This is a genomic window from Streptomyces sp. NPDC001002, from assembly GCF_053599215.1.
In genome coordinates this window covers 1-23,399 of record NZ_JBSFLV010000007.1, presented here as the reverse complement: position 1 = coordinate 23,399, position 23,399 = coordinate 1, and the positions used below count along the sequence as shown (strand labels likewise).

The window sequence follows — 23,399 nt, the reverse complement described above, 5'->3', positions numbered from 1 at the left end:
GGCCCGTCAGCCGGCGCCCGCTCAGCTGATGTTCACGCGGAAGATCTTGTCCGCCCCGTCCGCCGCACCTCCGTTGTTGTCGCAGTTGGTGGTCGACAGCCACAACTGGTCGGCGCCCGGCACCTTGGTGACCGTGCGCAGCCGCCCGTAGGTCCCCACGTAGTACGCGGTCGGTGTGCCGACGCTCTCGTTGTCCCCGTTGATCGGGATGCGCCACAGCCGCTCGCCGCGCAGGGACGCCATGTAGACGACGTTGCGGACGATGGCGATGCCGCTCGGGGAGGCCTCGTTGACGTTCCAGGTGGCCTTGGGGTTGGTCATGCCAGAGACGCTGCAGGTGCCCTCGCAGGTGGGCCAGCCGTAGTTGGCGCCGGGCTTGATGAGGTTCAGCTCGTCCTTGGAGCTGTTGCCGAACTCCGCTTCCCACAGGCGGCCGTTGCGGTCGAAGGCGAGGCCCTGCGGGTTGCGGTGGCCCAGGCTGTAGACGTAGTTGCCGAACGGGTTGCCCGGGGCCGCCTTGCCGTCCGTCGTCATGCGCAGGATCTTGCCGTTGAGGGAGTTCTTGTCCTGCGCGAGATCGGGCGTCTGGGCCTCGCCTGTGGAGACGTAGAGGTAGCCGTCGGGGCCGAAGGCGAGGCGGCCGCCGTTGTGGTAGCGGTTCTTCTTGATGCCCTGGAGCAGGATCTTGTAGCCGGTCAGGTTCGTGCCGTCGTAGGTCATGCGGACGACCCGGTTGCCCTCGGACGCGGTGTGCATGAAGTAGACGTAGTGGTTGGTCTCCCACTTGGGGTCGACGGCGACGCCGAGCAGTCCGCCCTCGCCGTTCGTGGTCACCGCCTCGGGCACGGTCCCCACCTGCGTCCGGGCACCGTCCTTGGTGACCTTCCAGACCCGGAAGTCGTCCCGCTCGGTGACCAGCGCGGTCGTCCCGTCCGGCATCCAGTAGGTGCCCCACGGGATGGTCCAGCCGGTGGAGAGGGACGCGACCGAGGAGGGCACCCCGCCGTCCGTCGCGCAGGCCTTCGTGGTGAAGGTGACGGTGTTGCTCGCCGCGGAGACGTTGCCGGCCGCGTCCCGGGCGACGACGTTCAGGCTGTACGGGCTGTTGCAGGCGAGCCCGGTCAGCGTGGTCGTCGTACCGCCGGTGACGGTCTTGTAGACCGTGGTGTCACTGCGGACGTCGTACGCGACGACCGCGCGGTCGTCCGTCGAGGCGCCCCAGCCGAGCGCGACGCTGTTCGCCGTGATGTCGGTCGCGGACAGCGTGCCCGGCTTCGTCGGCGGGGTGGTGTCGGAGCTGGGCGCGGTGGTGCAGTCGACGACCGGACTCGCCGCAGACGTGTTCCCGGCCGCGTCGCGGGCGATGACCGTCAGGTTGTAGGTGGTGTTCGGAGTGAGTCCGGTCAGCGCCTTGGACGTCGAACTCCCGGGCGCCTCCCCGATCTTGTTGCCGTGCTCGTAGAGGTCGTACGCCGTGACGGCCACGTTGTCGGTGGCCGCGCCCCACGCCAGGGTGAGCCCGTCCTCGCCGACGTCCGGGCAACTGGGCTGCCCGGGACGGGTCGGGGCCTGGGTGTCGGCCGCGGCGGCGAGGCTGACGCGGTCGAGGTTGGGGCCGCCGTTGTCCGTGGTGGCGGTGGCGCGGATCTTGTTGGCGCCCGCGGTCAGCGGGACGTTGAGGGTCTTGGTGGTCCAGGTGTTCCAGTCGGCGGTGGCCGGGAAGGAGACGGCGGACTGGACGACCGTGCCGTTGACGGAGATGTCCATCGGCCGGTCGACGGCGGTGCCGTTGGCGAAGCGGAGGGTGAGCGCGGAGCTGCCGGCGGCGGTCGCGCTCACCGTGAACTCCACATAGGAGCCTTTGATGTTGGTGTAGTCGACGAAGCCGGTGCCCGTGTAGCCGGTGTGGTTGGTGGCGACCGTGCCCTGGGAGATGGCCGCGTCCTCGGCCTGGTAGTCGGTGGCCGCGTTCGCGGTGCCCTGGCTCAGGCCGACGAGGGGCACGGCGAGGGCGAAGGAGAGGGCCAGCGGGACGGCCCGGGCGAGAACTCTGTCGCGTTTCATGATTGTCCCCTCAGTACCCTCAGCTCGCTGTTGACCGGGTTCACACGGATCAGCCGTGTTTCGCCCGGCCGCAGCGTCGCGCTGTATGAATCGGCGATCACGCCCTTGTGGGAGCCGGACCAGAGGTCGGTGACGTCACCGGAGCCGGTGAATCCCACCTGCGACCAGTTCACGGAGACCGTCGAGTTGCCGGACGTCCCGGTGTTGAACAGCGCGACCACGTAGGCACCGCTGTTCTCCCGTTTGCTGAAGACCTGCTTGACACCACTGTTCACAACCCGTTTCGCGGCCACCCCGTCCTGGTCGACCCCGATCAGCCGGTCGTTGGTCAGCATCGCCTTGTCGACTGCGTCCAGCTTCGTGAGGTCGGTGCCGAGCAGCAGCGGCGAGGCCGCCATCGCCCAGAGCGTGAAGTGCGAGCGGCGCTGGTCGGCGGTGAGACCCACCTGGTCGCCGTTCCCGAGCTCCAGCGAGTCGAGGTCGTTCCAGCCGCCCGGACCGGCGTACGGCTGCCAGGAGGCGGCCGAGTTGAAGCGTCCGGACACGTGGGACCAGTCGGTCAGCGGATAGCCGCTGCCGTTGGAACCCGGCCCGCAGTAGCACTCGACGTCGCCCTGGGTGCGCCAACTGTTCGCCAGCTGCCGCCAGGTGGCCGCGTCGGCGATCGGAAGGTTGTTGGACAGCGCGAAGTTGATGGGCCGTCCGCTCGCCCGCAGCGCCTTGTCCCAGGCCTGGACGTCCGGGATGTCGGCGCTGCCCACGCCGTCGATCTTCAGGTAGTCGACTCCCCAGGAGGCGAACTGCTTCGCCCACGAGTTCACGAACTCCTGCGCGCCCGGCTTCCCGTAGTCGATGTAGTACATGTTCTTGCAGTTGTAGTTCTTCTCCGTCCTCGACGTGTCCGCGATGTCCTTCGCGTGGTACGAGGTCCCCTCGATCGGTGTGTTGGCGGTGACCGCGTTCTTGGCGATGCCCGGGGTGACGTAGAAGCCGAACTTCAGCCCCTTGCCGTGGATGTAGTCGGCCAACGCCTTGATGCCGGACGGGAATTTGGCGCTGTCCACGGTCCAGCGGCCGTAGGAGTCGACGGTGAATCCGTTGGAGTCGCACTTCTGCCAGAAGTCATCGAGGTTGACGTACACGAAGCCGTGGTCCTTGAGGCCGCTCGCCACGATCGCGTCCGCCTGTGCCTTGATCTTCGCCTCGGTGGGCGTGCGGCGCACGAAGCTCCAGCTGCTCCAGCCCATCGCGGGGCGCAGGGACTGGCCGTTGTCCGACATGGGTCCGAAGGCCGCCGGGGTGGCGTACGCCGTGCCGATCCAGGCCTCGTCGATCCGCAGCCGCTTGTAGCGGGTGGTGTCGGTGGACTCGGCCCAGGTGGTGTCGACCTCCAGGCGTACGTACCGGGCGTTCGCGGCGGTGAGGTCGATGCCCTGGATGCCCCGGCGGCTGGGGAGTTGGCCGGTCTTGACCGCGCTCCCCCAGGTGGTCCCGTCGTCGCTCAGGAACACCTTGTAGTCCTTGATGCGGGCGGACTGTTCGGTGGCGGAGCGGGCGTAGGCGACGGAGTCCTCGCGCTGGTTGAGCCCGATGTACTGCACCTTCTTGGCCGCGCCGAGGTCGAAGGTGAGGTTGACGGGCAAGGTCTTGTTGTTATCCCAGTAGGTGAGGTAGCTGCCGTCCCCGGCGGCCGTCGCCGCATGTCCGCTCGCCGAGGCGCTCGCGCTCACCTTGACCCCGCCGAGGATGCCCTGCCGGCCGGCGGTCGTGACCTTGAAGACGGTGTCGTACGGGTCCCAGGAGCCGAGGCCGGTGAGGCTCAGGACGCCGCCGGACTGCGACCACGAAACCGGCGCTCCCGTACGGAGGTTGGTGACGGAGGCGATGCGGTAGCCGTTGTCGCGGATGCGCAGAGTGCTGGTGGACGGTGGGGTCAGGACGTGGACGTACTGGAGGTCCGGGTCGGTCTTGCTGATCGTCGTCACGCCGTGCGCGCCGTCGTTCCAGAAGCCGGGCTTGAGGCCGCCGTACATGTAGCCGCCGCCCTCGGTGCCGTGCAACGACTCCCAGATGGGGTCGAGGTAGGAGTCGGCGAAGGTGTTGAAGGCGGCCTGGTTGGCCGGGAATCTACCGTTCACCTGAGCTGTCTCGGCCATCAGCGCCTTCACCGAGGAGCCCGCGTTGGTGATCAGACGGCCGAGGGTGAGCTTCTTGTCGACGGCCGGATCGGAGCCGTCGTACCACCAGGCGCCGGACGAGGGCAGCTTGAAGTCGGCCTCGGTCAGGCGGGGTTGGGCGGTGTAGACGGCCTGCGGGTAGTCGTAGGCCGGGGTCATTCCCGTCTTCTGTTCGTTGCTGATCATGTCCATGATCGGCGTGTCTTCGTTGTTGTTGCTGATCGTGTAGTTCGGGCGCTTGTCGTAGATCTGCCGGTAGAGGTCGTGGCTCTCCCAGTACGCGTTGTCGTTGTCGATCCAGAAGCCGCCGAGGTCGGGGTAGCGATCCATGACCTCGAAGAAGTTGTCGTAGCTGAACTGCCCGAAGCCGTCACGGGTGGTCAGGTCGACGTCCTTGCCCTTGTAGGCGGAGTAGGCGGCCGAGTCGAGCCACTCGTGGCCGCCCTCGTCGTGCCACTGGGGGTCGTCGGTCATGTAGAGGACGACCTTCATCCCCTTGGCCTTGGCGGCGGTGATCAGTTCGCCGAGGAAGTCCCGCTTGGTGGCGCAGGAACCAGGGATCTTCGAGGGCCAGGGGCGGGCGTAGCCTAGGCGGCTGTGGAAGGTGGCGAGGACGAGGTACTGGGTGTGCAGCTTCCGCGCCTCGTTGACCCAGTAGTCGGGCGTCCAGCCGCCGTTGGTGACATCGCTTTCCCATCCGGCGCAGCTGGTGTGGGCAGGGGCGGTGCGCAGGCCCCAGTGCAGGAAGAGGCCGCCGACGGAGGCGCGGAGGAAGTCCTGGCGGGGGTTCTCCAGGTCGAGCGGGCGGGCGTTCGCGGGCGCGCAGTTCTCGGTGGAGCCGGTGCTGGACACGCGCGGCGAGCCGGCGCCGCTCACGCAGTAGCCGTTCACGTCCTGGAAGCCCAGGTCGTAGGGCGAGTTGCTGCCGCGCTGTGCGGTGAAGCCGGTGAAGCGGAGGTCGCTCGCCGCGTTGGCGATGACGGCGGGACGGCCGTCGTTCGCCGCGAACTTCACGGAACTGTCGGTGAATTGGATGTCGTCGGCGTTGTGCAGGTACCAGCCGTAGGCGGGCCGGGTGCCGATGGCCTTGGGGTTGTAGTCGTTGGGATCGTTGCTCGGCACGCCGGTCGACATGGTGCCGTTGCCGCCGGGGACAGTGATGTCGACGTGGTTGAACGTGACGCCGTGGATCCGGTGGCCGGTCTCGCCCCACAGAGTCGGGCTGAACGACGGGGAGTTGCCGGTCGCGGTGATGTTGTCGTAGGTGATGTCGCTGATGGAGCCGATGCCGGGGCTGTTCCCGCAGCGCTTGCGGGTGCCGATCTTCTGCATGATCGGCGAGTGGACGCCGGTCATGGTGATGTCGCGGTAGTGGACGTCGGAGATCTTCGCGCCGTCCATCGAGACCATGCCGAGGCCGGACTTGTCGGCGCCCTCGATACGGATCTTCTCGAACTGGTAGTCCGAGAAGTCGCCGCAGGTCTCGGAGCCGAACATCAGGGCGTTGCAGCACCTGGCCGAGAGGTATGAATCGCTCACCCGGACATGGCCGTTGGGGAGCTTGGCGCCGAGGGCGTGGTCGCTCTTGAAGACCAGGGCGTCGTCGTTGGCCTTGATGTTCGCGTTCGTCACCGTGACGTTCGTCGTGGAGATGATGTTCCAGCCGTCGCGGTCGCTCGCGGTGTCGATGGTCAGCCGGTCCGAGGTGACGTCCTTGCAGCCGTTGATGAGGGCGGCGAAGTGGCCGCCCCGGCGCAGGGTGAGTCCGTCGCCGATCCTCAGCCCGTCGCACCGGGTCAGCGAGATGATCTTGTCGGCCTCGCCGGACTTGGGGTTGCCGGTGATCAGGTTGCCCATGCCGTCGATGACGCCTTCGCCGACGAAGCCGATGTCGGTCAGCCGGTCCCCGTAGATCATCGCGTTGTGGAAGTGGCTGTGCCCGTAGTCCTGGTAGTCGTCGTACGGGTTGGCCTCGGCCTTGTCGTAGATGTCGGCGCTGGAGCCCTGGATCGTGGCGCCCCGGTCGACCTGGAGCGTCACATGGCTTTTCATGTGGATGGTGTTCTTGGACTTGTAGGCGCCGGCCGGGAAGCGGACCGTGCCGCCGCCGGTCGCCGAACTGGCCGCGTCGATGGCCTTGTTGATGGCCGGGGTGTCGTTGGCCGAGCCGTCGCCCTTGGCGCCGTAGTCGCGTACGTCGTAGGTGGCGGCGGGCTGTCGGGGGGCCGCGAGAGCGGTCGTGGGGTGGGTGAGACCGAGGACGACGGCGAGGACCAGGAGGACGATCGTCGCCGCGCCGTGGGTGCGGGGGGTGGGGGGTCGCATGTGACGGCTCCTCAGACGAGTTGGTAGCCGCGGAGGTTGGTGAGCAGCAGGTAGGTGTTCTGCAACGAGCCGGAGGTGTCGCCGAGGGAGCGGTAGATGCCCCACTTGGGGCGGACCCGGTCGGCGAGGAAGGTGTCGACGCCGGTCCTCGACGCGTCGATCACCGTCGTGGAGCCGGACGTGAGAATCCAACGGACCGAGCCCGCCGTGCCGTTGCCGACCTTGATCTGGAAGTCGACGTCGGTCCACCTGTCGTGCAGCGGGGCCAGGTCGGTGCGGCCGACGAGGATGTCGTCGATGGCGAGCTTCAGTTCGATGGTCTGCACGCCGTTCACCCGGCGCAGCGACTGCACGACGATCGGCGAGGTGCCGCTGCCGGGCTGCTTCATCTGCATGATGTGGGTGAAGGTGGTGGTCGCCTTCAGCGAGCTCGGGATGTACATCGAGTACGTGAGCCGCCAGGTCTGGCCGGCGGTCCACTTGAGGTAGTTCGAGCCGCTGCCGTTGCGCAGCCCGGTGACCTCCTGACGCTGCCGGTCGGTCGACGTGTCGCGGTCGACGGTGTGCATGTCGAAGCGCCAGTTGGCGCCCGTCGCGTGGATGTGGGGCTGTCCGGCCGGGTGCGAGTCGGCGCGGTCGTCCTCGATCGTCTCGAAGGCGCCGAGGCCGTCGGCGCTCGCCGAGGGGGCCCATTTCTGCTGCCAGGAGGCGGCCGAGGCCGGCGGTGCGGGCAGTCCGACGGCGGCGCCGGCCGCACCGCCGAGGGCGGCCCCGAGAAGAGCCCTTCTGGACGTGCTCATGACACTAATCACCCCGCAGCTGTTCGTTCATGATCAGGAAGGCACCGAGGCCGTGGAAGTCGTTGGTGGCCCTGGTGCGGGCGATGTAGTAGGCGTAGTCGCCGACGTTCGTGCCGACGGTGATGTCGGCCAGGTTCGTGCGGCCGTCCGCGCCCACCGACAGCTTCGCCAGCACACCCTCGTAGCCGCGCCGGGCCACGGTGGCGAAGTGCGGGTCCAGATAGCCCTGTTGGGCGCCGCGCGAGAGGGCGTAGGTGAACATGCTGGAGCAGGACGTCTCGGTCCAGTCGTCGGCCCGGTCGCCCTTGTCCATCACCTGGAACCAGCGTCCGGTCGCCGGGTCCTGGTACTTCTCCAGACCGGCCGCCAATCGTTGGAGGATTCCCAGGAGTTGGGGCCTGCGCGGCTGGTTGGCGGGGATCGCGTCGAGGACGTTGACGATCGCCATGGAGTACCAGCCGACCGCCCGGCACCAGTGCTCCGGGGCGAGACCGGTCTGCGGATCCGCCCAGCTCACGGTCCTCGACTCGTCGTAGGCGTGCTTGAGCAGGCCGTTCGCGACCTGGAGATGGCCGCCGTAGACGGCGAGTTGCTTGGCGGCCTCGTCGTCGGTGTACGCGCGGTCGCCGAACTCCCTGCCATATTCGACGAGGAAGGGGTTCACCATGTAGACGCCGTCCGCCCACAGTTGGTGCGCCCGGCTGCTGGTGTCGGCGTGCCAGAAACCGCCGTCGCTCGTGCGCGGATAGGTGTTCAGCCGGTCGCGGATCTTCTTGGCCGCCTTGCGGTAGCGGTCCTGGCCGGTCTCGTGGTGCAGGATCACCAGCAGCCGTCCGGCCTGCATGCTGTCCAGACTGTTGAACGACTGGTCGATGGAGCCGTCGCTCTTCACGAAGCGGTCGACGTAGCTCTTGATGTAGGTCAGATAGCGCGGCTCGTGGGTGCGCTGGTAGGTGAGGTACTGGCCGTAGAGGTAGAGGCCGACCGGATAGGACCAGCCGCCGATGGTGCTCGGCGTGTAGCGGGCCATCGTCGAGTCGACGACGGCCGTGGACCAATCGGGGGCGGCGGCGGGCATCACTGAGGGCGCGGAAGCGGCCGCGGCCGGCGCCGGTACGGCCGCCGGCAGGGCGGTCAGGGTGGCGGTGGCGAGCGCGAGTGCCGTGAGTCCCGCCCGCAGGCGCCTGCGTCGGCGGGCGCTTTCATCCGATGTTCTCCGGGTCGACGGCTCCGTTCGGGAGGCCGCGAACACGTAGTCCTTCATGTGCGCATACCTGCTCTCCAGGGGAGTGGGGGGTCTGGGAGCGTGCAAAACCCAAGCACAGGCGCCGTTCACATGCGTGCACCGGGTTCATCGATACGTCCGACAGCGCGATCCAGAGTCGCGGCATGACGAGGCACGGTCAATGGTTCGGGCCCAGGAGGTCGGATGCTTTCCGGCCAATCTCGGCCTCCGGAACTGAACCGCCGGTCAGTTCGAGATGATTCTGCGCGGATTCTGCGGTCAGGAATGCATCACGGCCCGTAATCGTTGACGATGGGAGTGCCACCCGACCACAACCGTAAGGATCGAGAGCTCGTGAGCAGCAAGGTCCCCCCGATCATCCTCAACAACGGCGTCGAGATGCCCCAGCTGGGCTTCGGCGTCTGGCAGGTGCCGGACGACGAGGCGGAGCGGGCGGTCGCCACCGCGCTCGAGGCCGGGTACCGCAGCATCGACACAGCGGCGATCTACGGCAACGAAGAGGGCACCGGCAAGGCCATCGCCGCCTCGGACGTCCCGCGCGAGGACGTGTTCGTCACCACCAAGCTCTGGAACGCCGACCACGGGTACGACGCCACGCTGCGCGCCTTCGACGCGTCGCTGGAGAAGCTCGGCCTGGACTACCTCGACCTGTACCTGATCCACTGGCCGGCTCCGGCCAGGGACAACTACGTCGACTCGTACAAGGCGTTCGAGAAGTTGCTCGCCGACGGCCGGGTCCGCGCGATCGGCGTCTCCAACTTCGAGCCGGAGCACCTCAAGCGGCTCATCGAGGAGACGTCGGTCATCCCGGCGGTCGACCAGATCGAACTGCACCCGCAGCTCCAGCAGCGCGCGGCGCGTGAGTACCACGCGGAGCAGGGCATCGCGACCGAGGCCTGGTCGCCGCTCGGTTCGGGCCGCGGCCTCCTGGAGGTCCCGGCGATCATCGCCATCGCCCAGAAGCACAACCGCACCCCGGCCCAGGTCGTGCTGCGCTGGCACCTCCAGCTCGGCAACGTCGTGATCCCCAAGTCCGTGACGCCGTCCCGGATCAAGGAGAACATCGAGGTCTTCGACTTCAGCCTGGACACCGAGGACCTGGCGGCGATCAGCGCGCTGAACGAGGACCGTCGCCTCGGCCCGGACCCGACGACGTTCAACGCCGGCTGACCGCACCGACGCCTGAAGGGCCGCCCGTCCACCCAGGACGGGCGGCCCTTTCGCGTACCCCCCGCCCGTCCGGCAGTCGCACCCTCGCCCGCACCGCAGTCGCACCCTCACCCGTCCGGCAGACCAGGTCCGTACCAAAAGAACGCCACAGGGGTTGACGCGGACACGCCGATGGGGCCACCTTGTACGGCACCGGTAAGGAAACTTTCCTAACAGAAGGGTCCCCCACCAGTGCGCATACGAACACTGACCCTAGCCGCGGCCTCCGGTGCCGCACTTCTCGCGGCCGGTGTGCTCCCGGCCCAGGCGAACGGCTCGGCAGGGCCGGCGTCCACCCAGGAGGGCTCGGTCAGCGCGGCCTCCCTGCTGGCCAAGGTGACGTCGTGTCAGCAGATCTCCAGCGGCAAGTACCGCACCGACGACGAGACTTCGGCCGCCATTCCGGTGTGCGGCAAGAACGGCGCCGTGTTCTGGAAGGCCGACATGGACATCGACTGCGACGGCCAGCGCACCGCGAAGTGCAGCGAGTCCACCGACCCCTGGTACCAGGACGACACGGCGTTCCACCAGTCCAACGGCCAGCCCCTGCGGGCCGATTCACTGCCGTACGTCGTCGTGCCCAGCTCCAGCAGCATCTGGAACTACTCCAGCGCCGGCATCAAGGGCGGCGGCGTGGTCGCCGTGATCTACAACAACAAGGTCGAGTACGCCGTCGTGGGCGACACCGGCCCCACGAACATCATCGGCGAGGCCTCCTACGCCACCGCCTCGGCGCTCGGCATCGACCCCAACCCCGAGACCGGCGGCACCGACTCCGGCGTCACCTACATCCTCTTCAAGAACTCCCAGGTGTCCCCCATCGAGAACCACAACAACGCGGTCACGCTGGGGGACAGCCTGGCCAAGCAGTTCCTCAACAACAACTAGGCGCGGAGCACGGTCAGTTGGGCTGTCCGAGCGGCCGTACGACGACGGTGTTGATGTCGACGCCGTCGGGCTGCCGGACGGCCCACACGACCGTCTCCGCGATCTGGTCGGCGGTGAGCAGGTGCCCGGGCGGGAGTCCGGTCCCGTCCCAGAACGGCGTCTCCACGCGGCCCGGGGCGATCAGGGTCACGCCCACGCCCCAGTCGGTGACCTGGCGCCGGGTGTTCTCGGCGAGACCGGTCACCGCCCACTTCGTCGCCCCGTAGATGTTGCCCGGGGTGTTCACGAAGCCGGCGACACTGCCCACCAGCACGATCCGGCCCCGGGTCTCCTTGAGCGCGTCGATCGACGCGCGGACGAGGAGCGCGGGGCCGAGCACGTTGGTCAGCACCATGTCGGTCCAGCCGGCCGGGTCGCCCTCCGCCACCGTGTCGTGGGAGGCGAAACCGGCGTTGGCGACGACCGTGTCCAGTCGCCCGAACTCCTTGAGTGTGGTGGCGACGGCCGCCTGGACGTCGTCGTAGTCGGACGCGTTGCCGACGAGCGTCAACAGGCCGTCCGGGTCGCCGAGTTCGGCGGCGAAGCCGCGCAGCCGGGCCTCCCCGCGGCCGGTGACGGCCACCCGGTGGCCCGCGTCGAGCAGTTGCCGCGCGACGGCGGCGCCGATACCGCTGCCGCCGCCGGTGATGAGTGCGACCGGAGAGTCGGTCATGTGCGTACCCCCTGTGTCTCAGTGACGGTGGGAGTAGATCAGTTGGAGCGCGCTCGATGTCAAGGACGGCAGCCGTCCCGGCAGCGGGCCGCGCACGGGTCCGGCAGCGGGCCACACAGAGGTCCGGCATCGAGCCACGCACCGGTCCGGCATCGAGCCACGCGCGCACCGGTCCGGCAGCGGGCCGCGCACCCGTCGGTCCGGCACCGGGCGTCACAGGCGTCCCGTCCCGCATCACGCCTCGCACGTGTCGTGATACTCGGCCGACGGGAAGTACCGGTCCCACTCGTCCCTGCTCAGCCCGCCCTCCGCCCGCTCGCACACCGTGGCCGCGGCGCGCTCCGGCGCCAATGGGCGGGCGCGGTCGGCCAGATGGGCCGTGGCGATGCGCACCTGGGAGCCGCCCGGTGTGAGGCCCACCGCGAGGATCGGCCCGTCCCCCGCCGGCAGCGTCGCGGCGGGCAGGGTGGGCGTCGCCGTCTCCCACACCTTGAGCGAACCGTCCGGCGCCCCGGCCACGACGAGCGAACCGTCGGCCGAGAACGCCAGCGCGGCCTGGTGCCGCGCGGTGCCGACCGCCTTCAGTACGGCGATCCGGCGCCAGTCGTGCGCGTCCCACAGCGTGACGCGGTCCTGGAAATCGGCGACCGCGACGAATCGCCCGTCGGGACTGAAGGCACCGGCGGTCAGCAGATCCTCGCCCTTGACTCCCCCATCTCCCTTGCGCCGCTTGCCGGTTGCGACATCGACGAGCGTGCCCTCCTCGGTCAGCGCGGTGCGTCCGGTCGGGTCGACGACGACGGGTCCGGAGTCCTGATCGGCCACCTGCCGTACGGGCTGCCCCCGCCGGTCGAACGCGGCGACGGTGGCCGCCTTCTGCCGCCAGGCCCTGCCGATCAGCCCCTGTACCGAGAAGGTCCGGACGACGCTGGTCCGGCCGCCTTCCGCGTAGCGCACCATCCCTGCCTCGGGGTCGAGCCGAAGGCTGCCGACGGACGAGGAGGCGACGGGCAGGGTGAGCAGCGGTTCGCGCAGGCTGTCGTCCGTCGGCTCCGGCAGATCCGTGCGCCACAGGGCGAGCGAGCCCGAACTCCAGGTCAGGGCATAGGGACCGGCGAACTCCACGGCGTTCCCGCCGCCGGCCAGCGGCAGTCGGGGCCGTTCCCGGCCGGTGCGCAGGTCCCAGGTGACGATCCCGTCGGAGGCGGCGGTCGCCACGGCCCGGCTGTCCGCGGAGAACACCAGCTCGTCACCACGGCACAGGGCCCGTTCGGCGGCCGCGGGCACCGGGGTCGTCACCGGGCGGCGCCGCACGGTGTCCAGGACCCGTAGCTCGCCGTCGTAGTCCGTGCACCAGGCGATGTAGCGCTCGTCGGGGCTCAGCGCCGGCAACCCGCCGTCGTCGTCGCCCCGTTCGTACCGCAGCAGCACCCGCCCGGTGCGCACGTCCCACATCTCCAGCGTCGCGCGCCCTTCAGCCGTGCCACGCCCGGGACTTCGCCGGAAGAAGGTGTGCCCGCTGGGCCCGAACCCACCGTCGGAGCTGTCCCACGCGGCGGTGCCGAGCCGACGCGTGCTGCCGTCCGTGAGTCCGCCGATCAGCACGCCGTGGCCGCCCGGGTCCCGGTACGCGACCAGGCGGCCGTCCGGGCTGACGTCGAGCACGTTGGCCGACAGGCCGTGGCGCGGCACCGAGCGCAGTTGCCGGTGGGTCGGCACGTCCCACTGAATGACCTTGTCGTGCACGACAGTTGAGAGGATCCGACCGTCCCGGCTGAGCCAGACGGGGGCGTTGAGGGCCCGGCCGCCGTCCTCAGGTTGGGTGAACTCGTCCTGTTCGCTCTGCGCGGCGGCCGTCCTGAGCGCCTGCCGGGTCTCGGGCAGGTCGGCGGTGTGCCAGGCGGCCAGGGCGAGGCGCATCGCGGTGCGCGGCTCGGTGGCGCGCAGCGTGTCCGCCTGCGCTGCGACCCGCCGGGCCTCGGCCTCGTCGCGCTGCCGTGCGCTGACCCCGCCCTGTCGCCAGGCGGCCACACCCGCGACGACGGCCAGACAGAGCAGCACGGCGAGCGCGCCGGTGAGCGTGCGCAGGCGGCGGGCGGCACGGGTGGCGGACCGTACGCCCTGCTCGTACGCGGCGACACTGGCGGCGAGGAAGTCGCGTTCGAGGGGGTTCAACTCCCGTGTCCGGGCGCCGCTTTGTTCCGCACGCCCGTCCCCGAACGCCTCCCGCGCCTCCGACAGCCGTATCCCCCGGTACAGCGCCCCCGCGTCCCGGCCCAACTCGGCCCAGGCGCCCGCCGCTTCGGTGAGCCTGCGGTGCAGACGCAGCCGCTCGCGGTCCTCGTCGATCCACGCGCGCAGTCGCGGCCAGGCGCCGATCAGTGCCTCGTGGGCGAGGTCGACCGTGTCACCATCGACCGTCAACAGCCGGGCGCGGACGAGGTGTTCGAGGACGTGGGCGGTGGTCGATTCGGCGTCGAGCTCCGCCCGCTTCGCCGGCCGCCGGGTGTCCTCGGTGCCCTCGCCGGGGTTCACCAGCCGCAGCAGCAGCGCCCGGACGGCGTCGGCTTCGGCGGGCGTGCAGCGCGCGTAGGTCTCTTCGGCGGTGTGCGCGACGGCGCCATGGATACCGCCGACCGCCTCGTACGCGGCGAGGGTGAGCGTCTTGCCGGTGCGCCGGCGCCAGACCTCGCGCAGGGCGTGGGCCATGAGGGGCAGTCCGCCCGGTTCGTCGGCGACGTCCGCGACGATCCGGGCGGTGAGCGCACGCTCGACGACGAGCCGACAGGCCGCGGCGGGCCGCACCACCGCCTCCCGCAGCCCGCTCGCCGTCATCGGCCCGGCGAGCAGCGTGGCGTCCCGCAACGCCTCGGCGAGCGGCCCGTGTTCGGCGCAACGTCCGTAGAAGTCGGCGCGAACGGCGAGCAGGACGCGCAGCCGTGACGTCGGGTCGGCCGCGCGTAGCAACTGCCCGAGGAATCGCGCACGTTCGGCCGGGTCGGCGCAGAGGGTGAAGACCTCCTCGAACTGGTCGACGACCAACAGCGTGTCGCCGGGCGAGTCGTGGGGCGTGAAGAGGGCTTCGTGGGTGCGGGCCGGATGGGGACCCGGGGTGAGGAGCCGGATGGCGGCGGGTCGGAAGTCGACTCCCTCTGATTCCCGGAGGTCGCCTCCCTCCGACTCGCGGAAGCCGACTCCCCGCGACGCCCGGAAGTGGGCTCCCTCCGGCTCCCGGAAGCCGACTCCCCCGTACTCCCGCAGCCGCGGTATCAACCCCGCCCGCAACAAAGACGACTTGCCGCTCCCCGACGCGCCGACGACCGCCGCGAACCTCGCACGCGCGGTGAGTCGGAGCAGTTCGGCGGTCAGGTCGTCGCGGCCGTGGAAGTGCTCGCCGTCGCCGGTCTCGAAGCGGGCGAGTCCGGGATAGGGGCTGTCCTCCGCCTCCGTGTCCTCGCTCGCGCGGACGTCGGCGGCCTCGGCGACGGCCTCGCGCAGCCGCAGCTCCCACTCCGCCGGATCGCCGCCGCACGCGCTGACGTAGGCGAGCAACACCGGCAGGCTGGGCAGCCGTTCGCCGCCCGCCGCCGCGGACAGGGTCGGCGCCGAGTAGCCCGCGCGGCGCGCCATCTCGCGGTACGTCGGGCTGTTCGCCTCGTCGCGCAGCTTGCGCAGTTCGTAGGCGAACCGCTGGACGACGCCGTCCCCCGGATCGAGCGGTTTCTCCTTGCGTCCCATGCGCGTTCCCCCTTCGCCACGGTCGCTTCACACGCTAACAACCAGCTCGTCGAATTGTTCGGCGCGCCGGTTGGGGGCTGCCCAACAATCCCCTGACCTCTGAACTCGTCGGTGACACGCGCCGCTTCGCGAACCCCCGCATGCCTCCAAGCGATCCCGCATGCCTGTTCGCGACCACTGCCACGCACCGGAGCCGACCATCGCCACGACACACGCACCCGAGCAACTAGCCACCGCCGTCAGGCCTCAGGACACCCACCGCCCCCGCGCTGCCGGACCCGCACGCACCCCCACGGCCGTGGTCCTGGCCCCCGTCGTCCTCTCCCTCGCCCTCGGGCTGTGGGGCCTGCGTCGCGGCGGCAGCATGTGGCGGGACGAGGCGGTGACGTACGACATGGCGCGGCGCTCACTGCCAGACCTGTGGGCGACGCTGGGCCACGCGGACGCGGTGCACGGCGTCTACTACCTCTTGATGCACGGCCTGTTCGCCGTCACCGGCGGGGCGGATCCGCTGCTCGTGCTCCGGCTGCCCTCGCTGCTGGCGATCACAGCGGCGGCCGGGACGGTGGCGCTGCTCGGACACCGCCTGGCCGGGCCACGCGCGGGCCTGCTGTCCGGAGTCGTCTTCGTACTGCTACCGCCCGTGCAGCGCTACGCGCAGGAGGGCCGTTCGTACGCACTGGTCTGCGCGCTGGTCGTCTGGGCCACGTACCTGCTGCTGCGAGCCGTGCGAACGGGCACCGTCCGCGCCTGGTCGGCCTACGGCGCCGTCGCGCTCGCCGCGTGCGCGATGCACGAGTTCGCCGTACTCGCCCTGCCCGCCCACCTGTTGGCGCTGCCGCGAGGTTCCCGCGCCGCCGGACTGCGCACCATGACGGGCATCTGTGTCTGCCTCGCCCCCCTGGCCGTACTGAGCACGCGCCAGACCGAACAGGTGGCATGGATCGGCGGGATCGGAGCGGGCGCGATCCTGGGCTTCGCCGGGGTGGCGGCGCTTGGGCTGGCCTGCGCCTGGGTGCTACGCCGAGCGGGCCGCCGGGACCCGATCATGCCGGCGCTGTCCCTCCTCGTGCTCCCGCCCCTGCTGCTTCTCCTGTTCTCCCTGGTCAAACCGCTGTACGTGGACCGCTACGTCCTCTACGCGCACGCCGGGACGGCCCTGCTGGTCGGCGCCGCCCTCGACCGGTTGGTCCGCGCACGCGGCCGCATCCGCACCGGCGCCGTGCTCGCGGCCGGCGCTGCTCTCCTCGCCCTGCTGCCGGTGACCCTGGACCTGCGCACCGCGCACAGCCGTACCGACGATGTCACCGCGATCGCCGAGGCGGTCCGCAGCGCCGGCCAGGGCGCCGACGGCATCGTCTACCTGCCGTCCCGCCGCCGGGTGTGGTCCCTCCCCGACCCAGCCCCTTTCCGCGCCCTGCCCGACCTGGCCCTGTCCGGCCCCCCGGCCGCCTCGCACACCCTCTACGGCACGGAGCTGTCGGCATCGGAGATCCGCGCCCACCTGCGCGCCGCGACCCGGATCATCGCCCTGCGCGACCCGGCGGGCCAGCCTGTCGACCGAACACCGCAGGAGGCCGCCAAGCGGGAGGTGCTGGCCGAGGACTTCGTGGAGTGCGCCACCCGACGGCTACCGGGCGCGCGGCTCACGGTGTACGCACGGCCGGGCGGCTGCTGAGCGCCGTACGCCTCAGGCGGCCCGCACGGCCGTGTGCACGGTGTGCGCGGCCAGCACGAAGACGTCCGGGCGGTGGTGGACGCTCGCCTTGTCGTCGGGGTCCAGGAGGCGGTCGAGGGTCGTGCGGTCGTCCGGGTCGAGGTGGTCGCCGAAGCCGTCGCGGAGGCGGGTGAGGGTGTCGGCGATGTAGGCGCGGGCCCGGTCCTTGGCCGGGGCGGGCAGGTCGAGGAGAAAGGTGCGGGTGCCGGTCGGGCGCAGGCCCGCCGAGGCCAGGAGCGCCGGCCAGTCCTCCGCCTCGGCGACGGCGCCCGGCAGGTTCGCCCTCATCTCGGCGAACCACTCCTCCTCCAGCGCGTCGAGCCGCGCCTGCAAGCCGGGGCGTCCGAAACCGAGGTCACGCGGCAGGAAGCGCGCGGGCAGTCCGCCCTCCATCAGGGCCAGCGTGCCGCCGGGCGCGAGCCGCGCGGCGAAGGCGGCGAGCGCGGCCCGCTGGTCACCGAGGTGATGCAGACTGCGGCTGGCCCACAGCAGATCGGCCGGGTAGTCCAACTCCTCCAGCACACCGGGCAGTTCACCGGAGAGCGTGCCGAAGCGGTCGCGGACACCGAGCCGGTCGGCGCGGTCGCGGGCCCGGTCGAGCAGCGGCTCGGCGCCATCGACGGCGACGACCCGTGCCCCCGGAAAGGCCTCGGCCAGCAGACAGGCGACGACACCCGGTCCACTGCCCGCGTCCACGATCAGCCCGGGCTCGGTCTGCTTGTCGGCCAGCCAGGCCATGGCCCGTTCGTACAACGACGTGAACAGCTCGGCCTGCGCCTCAAGCCGCGGCGCCATCGCGGCCCAGTCGAGATCGGTGTGGTGATGATCGTGCCCATGGGTGTGTCCGTGCTCGTGCCCGTGATCGTGGTCGTGCGCCATGGAAGGAAGCCTCTCGTCCGGATACGGCTCCCAGACTGCTCCGGCACACGACAGAACGGCAACAACAGTTGCCGTGTCGGCAACAAAAACGCCGGGATCCATGCGAAAAAGGCTGACCCCCACGCCCCCTAAGGGGCGCGGGGAACTGCGCGACCAGCCACAACCGGCCCGCAGCCAAAACTCAACCAAACCCGCCAAAGCCTAGAGCGACGGATACGCGTTCTGCATCAGCTGCTGGAACTGCGCCGAGAACCAGTGCCCAGACAACGGCGCATTGGCCAACGCCCCCGACATGCTGTTCCCGTTCCGCGCATTACCCGTGTACGTCGGGTCGCACATCCGGTCGAACCCCTTCCCCTCGTCGTTGGGAATGGCGGTGCTGGACCCGTCCGACTCCCCCGGCGGCTTCATCCACACATACGCGTCGATCCCAGCAGCAGGAGCCGCCTTCGGCCGCTCACCAAGACCGGCCCCGGCCTGGTTGCACCAGTTCCCGACATGGATCCGCCGGTCGTAGCGCCCGCCGTCGACATACGTGTCCACGCTCGTCGTCGCACCCGGCCCGGCGGGCCGCGCGGTGCCGCCCCAGCCGTTCCTGGAGGTGTCGATCAGCATGCCGATACCGGAGTTGAAGCCCACCGACACCAACTGCGTACGGAAGGCCTGGGCGTACGACAACTCGTCCACGTACCGGTTCCAGTCCACCCACTTGGACTGCCGCACGGACGTGCCGTTCACGGTGTCGTTGATGGTGAAGTTGTTCTCCTTCAGGGCGCTGTAGTTGGCCGTGTTGGTGATGAAGCCGTGGACGTCGTCGACGGTCGCGCCCTCACTGGTCGCCGCCTGCTTGAACAGGGTCGCGGAGGGCGCGAAGTTGTCGTCCCAGCCGAGCCAGCCGTGGTGGCCGGCGTCGATGTAGTTGTAGACGTTGGGGATCGCGCCGAGCTTGGCCAGCGCGTAGCCGACGCCCTTCACGTAGTTGCCGTTGGCCAGCATGGTGTCGCAGGCGGGAGTGGCGGTGGCCCGACTGCCCGTGTTGGTCACCAGGTTGGGCAGCGAGTCGATCTCGATGGTCGTGACGATCCGCAGACCCGCGTACTTGCTGTCGGCGAGGATCGCCGCGATCGGGTCGATGAACTGCGTCTTGTACTTGTCGATCTCCGTCGGTCCGAGCTCACCGTTGGAGGCGAGGGCAGCGCAGTCCCGTCCGGGGAGGTCATAAACAACCAACTGCACGACTTCCTCGCCGCTGCCCTTCTGCGCGAGCGCCGCGTCGAGATGGGCGCGCAGCCCCATGCCGCCGTTGACCCCGTTGATCGCGGCGATGCGATCCAGCCAGACGCCGGTGGGCTGGTTGGAGATCCGGCTGCCACCGGTCTCGGCCGCCGCCTTCGCCGACCACTCGGGGTTCACGTACACCTTGGCGCCGGTGTACGGGTTGTCGACCTTGGTGGACGGCTCGCCGGGATCGCCTGGGTCCGTGGGTCCACCGCCCCCGTCGTCCACGTTGCAGGTCACTCCGTCGAGGGTGAACGTGGTCGGCAGCGCATTCGTGCCGCTGTAGGAGGCGTTGAATCCGAAACTGACCGAACCACCGCTCGGCAGGCTCCCGTTGTACGTCTCGTTGGCGGCGGTGACAGCAGCCCCACTCTGGCTGATCTTCGCGTTCCAGCCCTGGGTGACCTTCTGGTTTCCGGCGTACGACCACTTCACCGCCCAACTGCTCTTGGCGGCCCCGTTGTTGGTGACCGTCACGGCGGCGGTGAAGCCGGCGTCCCACTGGCTCTGCACCTTGTAGTCGACGCTGCACGGGATCGCGGCGATCCCGACGTCGCCGGGCACGACGGCGGCCGCCGTCCCGGTGGCCCCGGCGACCAGCGCCAGGGCGGCGAGTATCGCTGTTCTGGTACGGCTCATGAGTGCGGGTTTCCTATCCGTTGAGGGCGCGCAGGTGATCGCGCAGTCCGATGCCGTACGACGTGGGTGTGCCGTCGTAGTTGGAGATCAGGGACGGACCCGAGGAGCAGTCCCAGGTGTTCCAGGTCCAGCCCAGATAGGAGAGGTTCCGGTCGTCGAACCACTTCATGACCTGGTCGACGAAGGCGTGGGAGCAGGTGTTCTCGCCGATCTCCCCGGCCACCAGCGGCACTTGGGCCGCGACCGGGGCGAGCGTGGAGTTCCAGCAGCTCTCGCTCGCGCAGGTGTTGAAGTTGTAGACGTGGTAGGCGGCGACCAGATTGCCCTTGGGGTCGGTGGGCTTGTACGTCAGCCACTGGCTGAGGTCGTTCGAGTAGGCCAGCCCGCCGGCCAGGATGACGTTCGCCGCGCCGGTGCCGCGGATGGCGTCGACCAGGTCCTGCATGCCGGCGACCTCGTAGGAGATGCCGGGGCAGCTGCCGCCGTCGCGCCAGCACTGCCACGCCTGGGTGGTCGTGGACGTGGCGCGGTCCGGGTAGGGCTCGTTGAACAGGTCGAAGGCGACGGCCTGGTCGTCCTTGAAGGTGTTCGCCACCGAGGACCAGAAGGACGGCGTGTACTGCATGTCCGGCATCGGCTTCTGGCAGGTGGCGTGCACGTCGGAGCAGCCGGCCGAGTTGCCGGTGTACTGCCCGTAGGTCCAGTGCAGTTCGACGACCGGTGTCATGCCGTGCGCCTCGACGCGGGCCACCAGGTCCTTGACGGCGGCGGTGTAGTTGGCGCCGCCGTACTCGGGCTTGATGTTGGAAAGACCCAGCCAGCACTCCTCGTTGAGCGGAATGCGGACGGTGTTGGCCTTCCAGTCGGCGATCGCCTTGACCGCCGCGTCGTCCACGGGCCCGTCCCAGATCCCGTAGCCCTGGACGCACATGAACTCGCCGCCGGACCGGTTGACGCCGAGGAGGCGTCGGGTGGTCCCGCCGGCGTCCACGAGCTTGTTCCCGGAGACGTGCAGGGCGGGCGCGGTGCCGTCACCCGGATCCGGTGGATCAGTTGGATCGGTAGGGTCCGTCGGATCGGTCGGCGGCTGTGAATCGACGTTGCACACAGTCCCGTTGAGCTTGAACGACGTCGGTACGGCGTTGGTCCCCGACCGGGAGCCGAGGAACCCGACGCCGATGCTCGCGCCCGTGCCGAGCGCGCCGTTCCAGCTCTCGTTGGCGGCCGTCACCGTCGTGCCGGACTGGGACCACTTGGCGTTCCAGCCCTGGGTGACCTTCTGGCCGTTCGCGAAGTCGAAGGCGAGGCTCCAACTGCTCACGGCCGCCGAGTTGTTGGTGATCGTCACCGAGCCCTGGAAGCCCGTGTCCCACTGGCTGGTGACGGAGTACTCCACCGTGCAGGCGGGTGTTGCTCCTTGCGCCGTGACGACCGGAATGGTCATGGCCCCGACAAGGGCGACCGCTCCGGCGGCGGCTAAAAGTACTGAACGCGGAGGGTGTCGCATGAGCGAGTCCTTGCAGCTCGGGCGCGTCGTGACGGACGCGTCGACTGATGGAGTCGCTCCCACTGGTATCAACGAAGCTAGCGCCAAGTGACGGCAAAGGACAGGGGAGTCACAGAGTTTGCCGACTTTCCCCCAACCACCGGTCGTCGAATCTTTTCGACTCTTCAAGCACCTTGACCGCTCTCACCCCCATCCCCACTATGGGAGCGCTCCCACTGGTTCAAGGCTTGTTGCTGCTCGACCCCCACCCCCTTCAGAGCCGCCTCTCAGAGCTCCCCCCTCAGAGCCGCAAGGAGGACCAGCACATGCACCCCAGCAGGAGACGCCGCCGTGCGCGGCGCCTGTGGACCGCCGTCGTGGCCGCCCTCGCGCTTCCCCTCACGATGCTCGGTACCGGAACAACTCCCGCACAGGCAGCGGCACTTCAGTGCAGCGTGGACTACAAGGCGAACGACTGGGGCTCCGGCTTCACCGCGGACCTCACGCTCACCAACCGGGGCACCGACGCCATCAGCGGCTGGACGCTGACCTACGCCTACTCCGGCAACCAGAAGCTCTCCAACGGCTGGAACGGCACCTGGTCGCAGTCCGGCCAGTCGATCACCGTGCAGAACGCCTCCTACAACGGAACGATCGCGGCGGGCGCGGCCGTCTCCACCGGTGCGCAGTTCTCGTACTCCGGAACCAACACCGCGCCGAGCAACTTCGCGATCAACGGCACCAGTTGTGTCGGCGCGCATCAGCCGCCGGTCACCGTGCTGACCAGCCCCACGGCCGGCGCGGTCTACACGCAGGGCACCGCGGTCCCGCTCGCGGCGACGGCCGCCGCGGCGGACAGTGCGACGATCAGCAAGGTCGAGTTCTACGACGACACGACCCTGCTCGGCACGGACACCAGCGCGCCGTTCACGTTCTCGGCCACCGGGCTCGCCGTGGGCAGCCACTCCCTGGTGGCGAAGGCGTACGACAGTCTGGGCGCGTCCGCGTCGTCGACACCGGTCGGCATCACGGTCGCCTCGGGTCCTGCCGTGGTCGCCTCCCCCACCCAACTCGGCGTCCAGCAGGGCAAGTCGGGCACGTACGCGGTGAAGCTGTCGACGCAGCCGAGCGCCAATGTCACCGTCACGACGGCCCGCGCGAGCGGCAACACCGGTCTGTCCGTCACCGGCGGCGCGACGCTCACCTTCACGCCCGCCAACTGGAGCACGGCGCAGACGGTGACGATCACCGCAGACGCCTCCGGCACGGGTTCGGCGTCCTTCGAGTCGTCGGCGACCGGCCACGCCAAGGTGGCGGTCACGGTGACGGAGCTGGCGGCCTCGAAGGCATACGACGCCCGTTTCCTGGATCTCTACGGGAAGATCACCAACCCGGCGAACGGCTACTTCTCGCCCGAGGGCGTCCCGTACCACTCGGTCGAGACGCTGATCGTCGAGGCGCCGGACCAGGGCCATGAGACCACATCGGAGGCGTACAGCTACCTGTTGTGGCTGCAGGCCATGTACGGCAAGGTCACCGGTGACTGGTCCAAGTTCAACGGCGCGTGGGCGCTCATGGAGAAGTACATGATCCCCACCCACGCCGACCAGCCCACCAACTCCTTCTACAACGCGTCGAAACCGGCGACCTACGCGCCCGAACTGGACACTCCGAACGAGTACCCGGCGAAGCTCGACCCGTCGGTCCCGGTCGGCTCGGACCCGATCGCGGGCGAGTTGAAGAGCGCGTACGGCACGGACGACGTGTACGGCATGCACTGGCTGCAGGACGTCGACAACGTCTACGGGTACGGCGACACACCCGGCGGCGGTTGCGAGGCCGGACCAGCCGCCGATGGACCGTCGTACATCAACACCTTCCAGCGCGGTGCGCAGGAGTCGGTGTGGGAGACGGTGCCGCAGCCGACCTGCGACGCCTTCAAGTACGGCGGAACGAACGGGTACTTGGACCTCTTCACCGGTGACTCGTCGTACGCCAAGCAGTGGAAGTACACCGACGCCCCGGACGCCGACGCGCGGGCCGTGCAGGCCGCGTACTGGGCGGACGTGTGGGCCAAGGCGCAGGGCAAGGGCGGGGACGTCTCCGCGACCGTGGGCAAGGCGGCGAAGATGGGCGACTATCTGCATGGTGCTCAGGCTGCTCGGGCCGGCCGCGTGGCTGCTGTTGCCGACCTCGCTGGGCACGGTGACCCGGTTGCGTGCGGCCTACTTGGATGCCGTG

General features: G+C 69.6%; 13 protein-coding genes. 4 read left to right on the top strand and 9 right to left on the bottom strand.

All coding sequences use genetic code 11. The annotated features are described in order from the left end of the window. Positions 1-21: 21 nt before the first annotated feature. Genes ACWDR3_RS05700 through ACWDR3_RS05685 form a run of 4 tightly spaced genes read right to left on the bottom strand, consistent with a single transcriptional unit; the run spans position 22 to position 8,630 of the window. Entirely contained in the window at positions 22-2,064 is a 2,043-nt protein-coding gene (locus ACWDR3_RS05700; protein WP_450351053.1) for a PQQ-dependent sugar dehydrogenase, read from the bottom strand. Further along, on the bottom strand, positions 2,061-6,566 hold the full coding sequence (locus ACWDR3_RS05695) for a glycosyl hydrolase family 28 protein (RefSeq protein ID WP_450351051.1): 4,506 nt from the start codon (positions 6,564-6,566) through the stop codon (positions 2,061-2,063). Before ACWDR3_RS05695 ends, ACWDR3_RS05700 begins: the two co-directional genes overlap by 4 nt. Positions 6,567-6,577: 11 nt before the next feature. After that, positions 6,578-7,366, bottom strand: coding sequence for a Tat pathway signal sequence domain protein (locus ACWDR3_RS05690; RefSeq protein ID WP_450351050.1), 789 nt, complete (start codon positions 7,364-7,366; stop codon positions 6,578-6,580). Between the two features lie 4 nt (positions 7,367-7,370). Continuing rightward, positions 7,371-8,630: a glycoside hydrolase family 88/105 protein gene (locus ACWDR3_RS05685; protein ID WP_450351049.1), complete on the bottom strand. Its 1,260-nt coding sequence runs from the start codon at positions 8,628-8,630 to the stop codon at positions 7,371-7,373. Between the two features lie 315 nt (positions 8,631-8,945). Here ACWDR3_RS05685 and ACWDR3_RS05680 point away from each other — a divergent pair, with 315 nt between their 5' ends. Then, positions 8,946-9,782 (top strand): aldo/keto reductase, encoded by an 837-nt coding sequence (locus tag ACWDR3_RS05680; RefSeq protein WP_450351048.1) that lies wholly within the window; start codon positions 8,946-8,948, stop codon positions 9,780-9,782. Positions 9,783-10,013: 231 nt separating this feature from the next. Then, entirely contained in the window at positions 10,014-10,709 is a 696-nt protein-coding gene (locus tag ACWDR3_RS05675) for a glycoside hydrolase family 75 protein (RefSeq protein ID WP_450351047.1), read from the top strand. 13 nt (positions 10,710-10,722) lie between these two features. On the opposite strand, the gene ACWDR3_RS05670 is transcribed toward ACWDR3_RS05675, so the two are convergent. Next, complete coding sequence (locus ACWDR3_RS05670) at positions 10,723-11,421, bottom strand: SDR family oxidoreductase (RefSeq protein ID WP_450351045.1); 699 nt, start codon at positions 11,419-11,421, stop codon at positions 10,723-10,725. Between the two features lie 234 nt (positions 11,422-11,655). After that, positions 11,656-15,159, bottom strand: a complete 3,504-nt coding sequence (locus ACWDR3_RS05665; protein ID WP_450351043.1) for an nSTAND1 domain-containing NTPase — start codon at positions 15,157-15,159, stop codon at positions 11,656-11,658. A 160-nt stretch (positions 15,160-15,319) separates the two neighbouring features. Between ACWDR3_RS05665 and ACWDR3_RS05660 the strand changes: the two genes are divergently transcribed. Next, positions 15,320-16,837: a glycosyltransferase family 39 protein gene (locus ACWDR3_RS05660; protein ID WP_450351041.1), complete on the top strand. Its 1,518-nt coding sequence runs from the start codon at positions 15,320-15,322 to the stop codon at positions 16,835-16,837. Positions 16,838-16,849: 12 nt separating this feature from the next. On the opposite strand, the gene ACWDR3_RS05655 is transcribed toward ACWDR3_RS05660, so the two are convergent. From ACWDR3_RS05655 to ACWDR3_RS05645, 3 genes are all read right to left on the bottom strand, one after another. Continuing rightward, positions 16,850-17,755: a class I SAM-dependent methyltransferase gene (locus ACWDR3_RS05655; RefSeq protein ID WP_450351040.1), complete on the bottom strand. Its 906-nt coding sequence runs from the start codon at positions 17,753-17,755 to the stop codon at positions 16,850-16,852. Between the two features lie 201 nt (positions 17,756-17,956). Then, entirely contained in the window at positions 17,957-19,672 is a 1,716-nt protein-coding gene (locus tag ACWDR3_RS05650) for a glycoside hydrolase family 6 protein (protein WP_450351038.1), read from the bottom strand. Positions 19,673-19,685: 13 nt separating this feature from the next. Next, entirely contained in the window at positions 19,686-21,116 is a 1,431-nt protein-coding gene (locus tag ACWDR3_RS05645) for a cellulase family glycosylhydrolase (protein WP_450351037.1), read from the bottom strand. Positions 21,117-21,484: 368 nt separating this feature from the next. Here ACWDR3_RS05645 and ACWDR3_RS05640 point away from each other — a divergent pair. Then, positions 21,485-23,399: glycoside hydrolase family 48 protein (locus tag ACWDR3_RS05640; RefSeq protein WP_450351036.1), on the top strand; the 1,915-nt coding region annotated here is incomplete at its 3' end.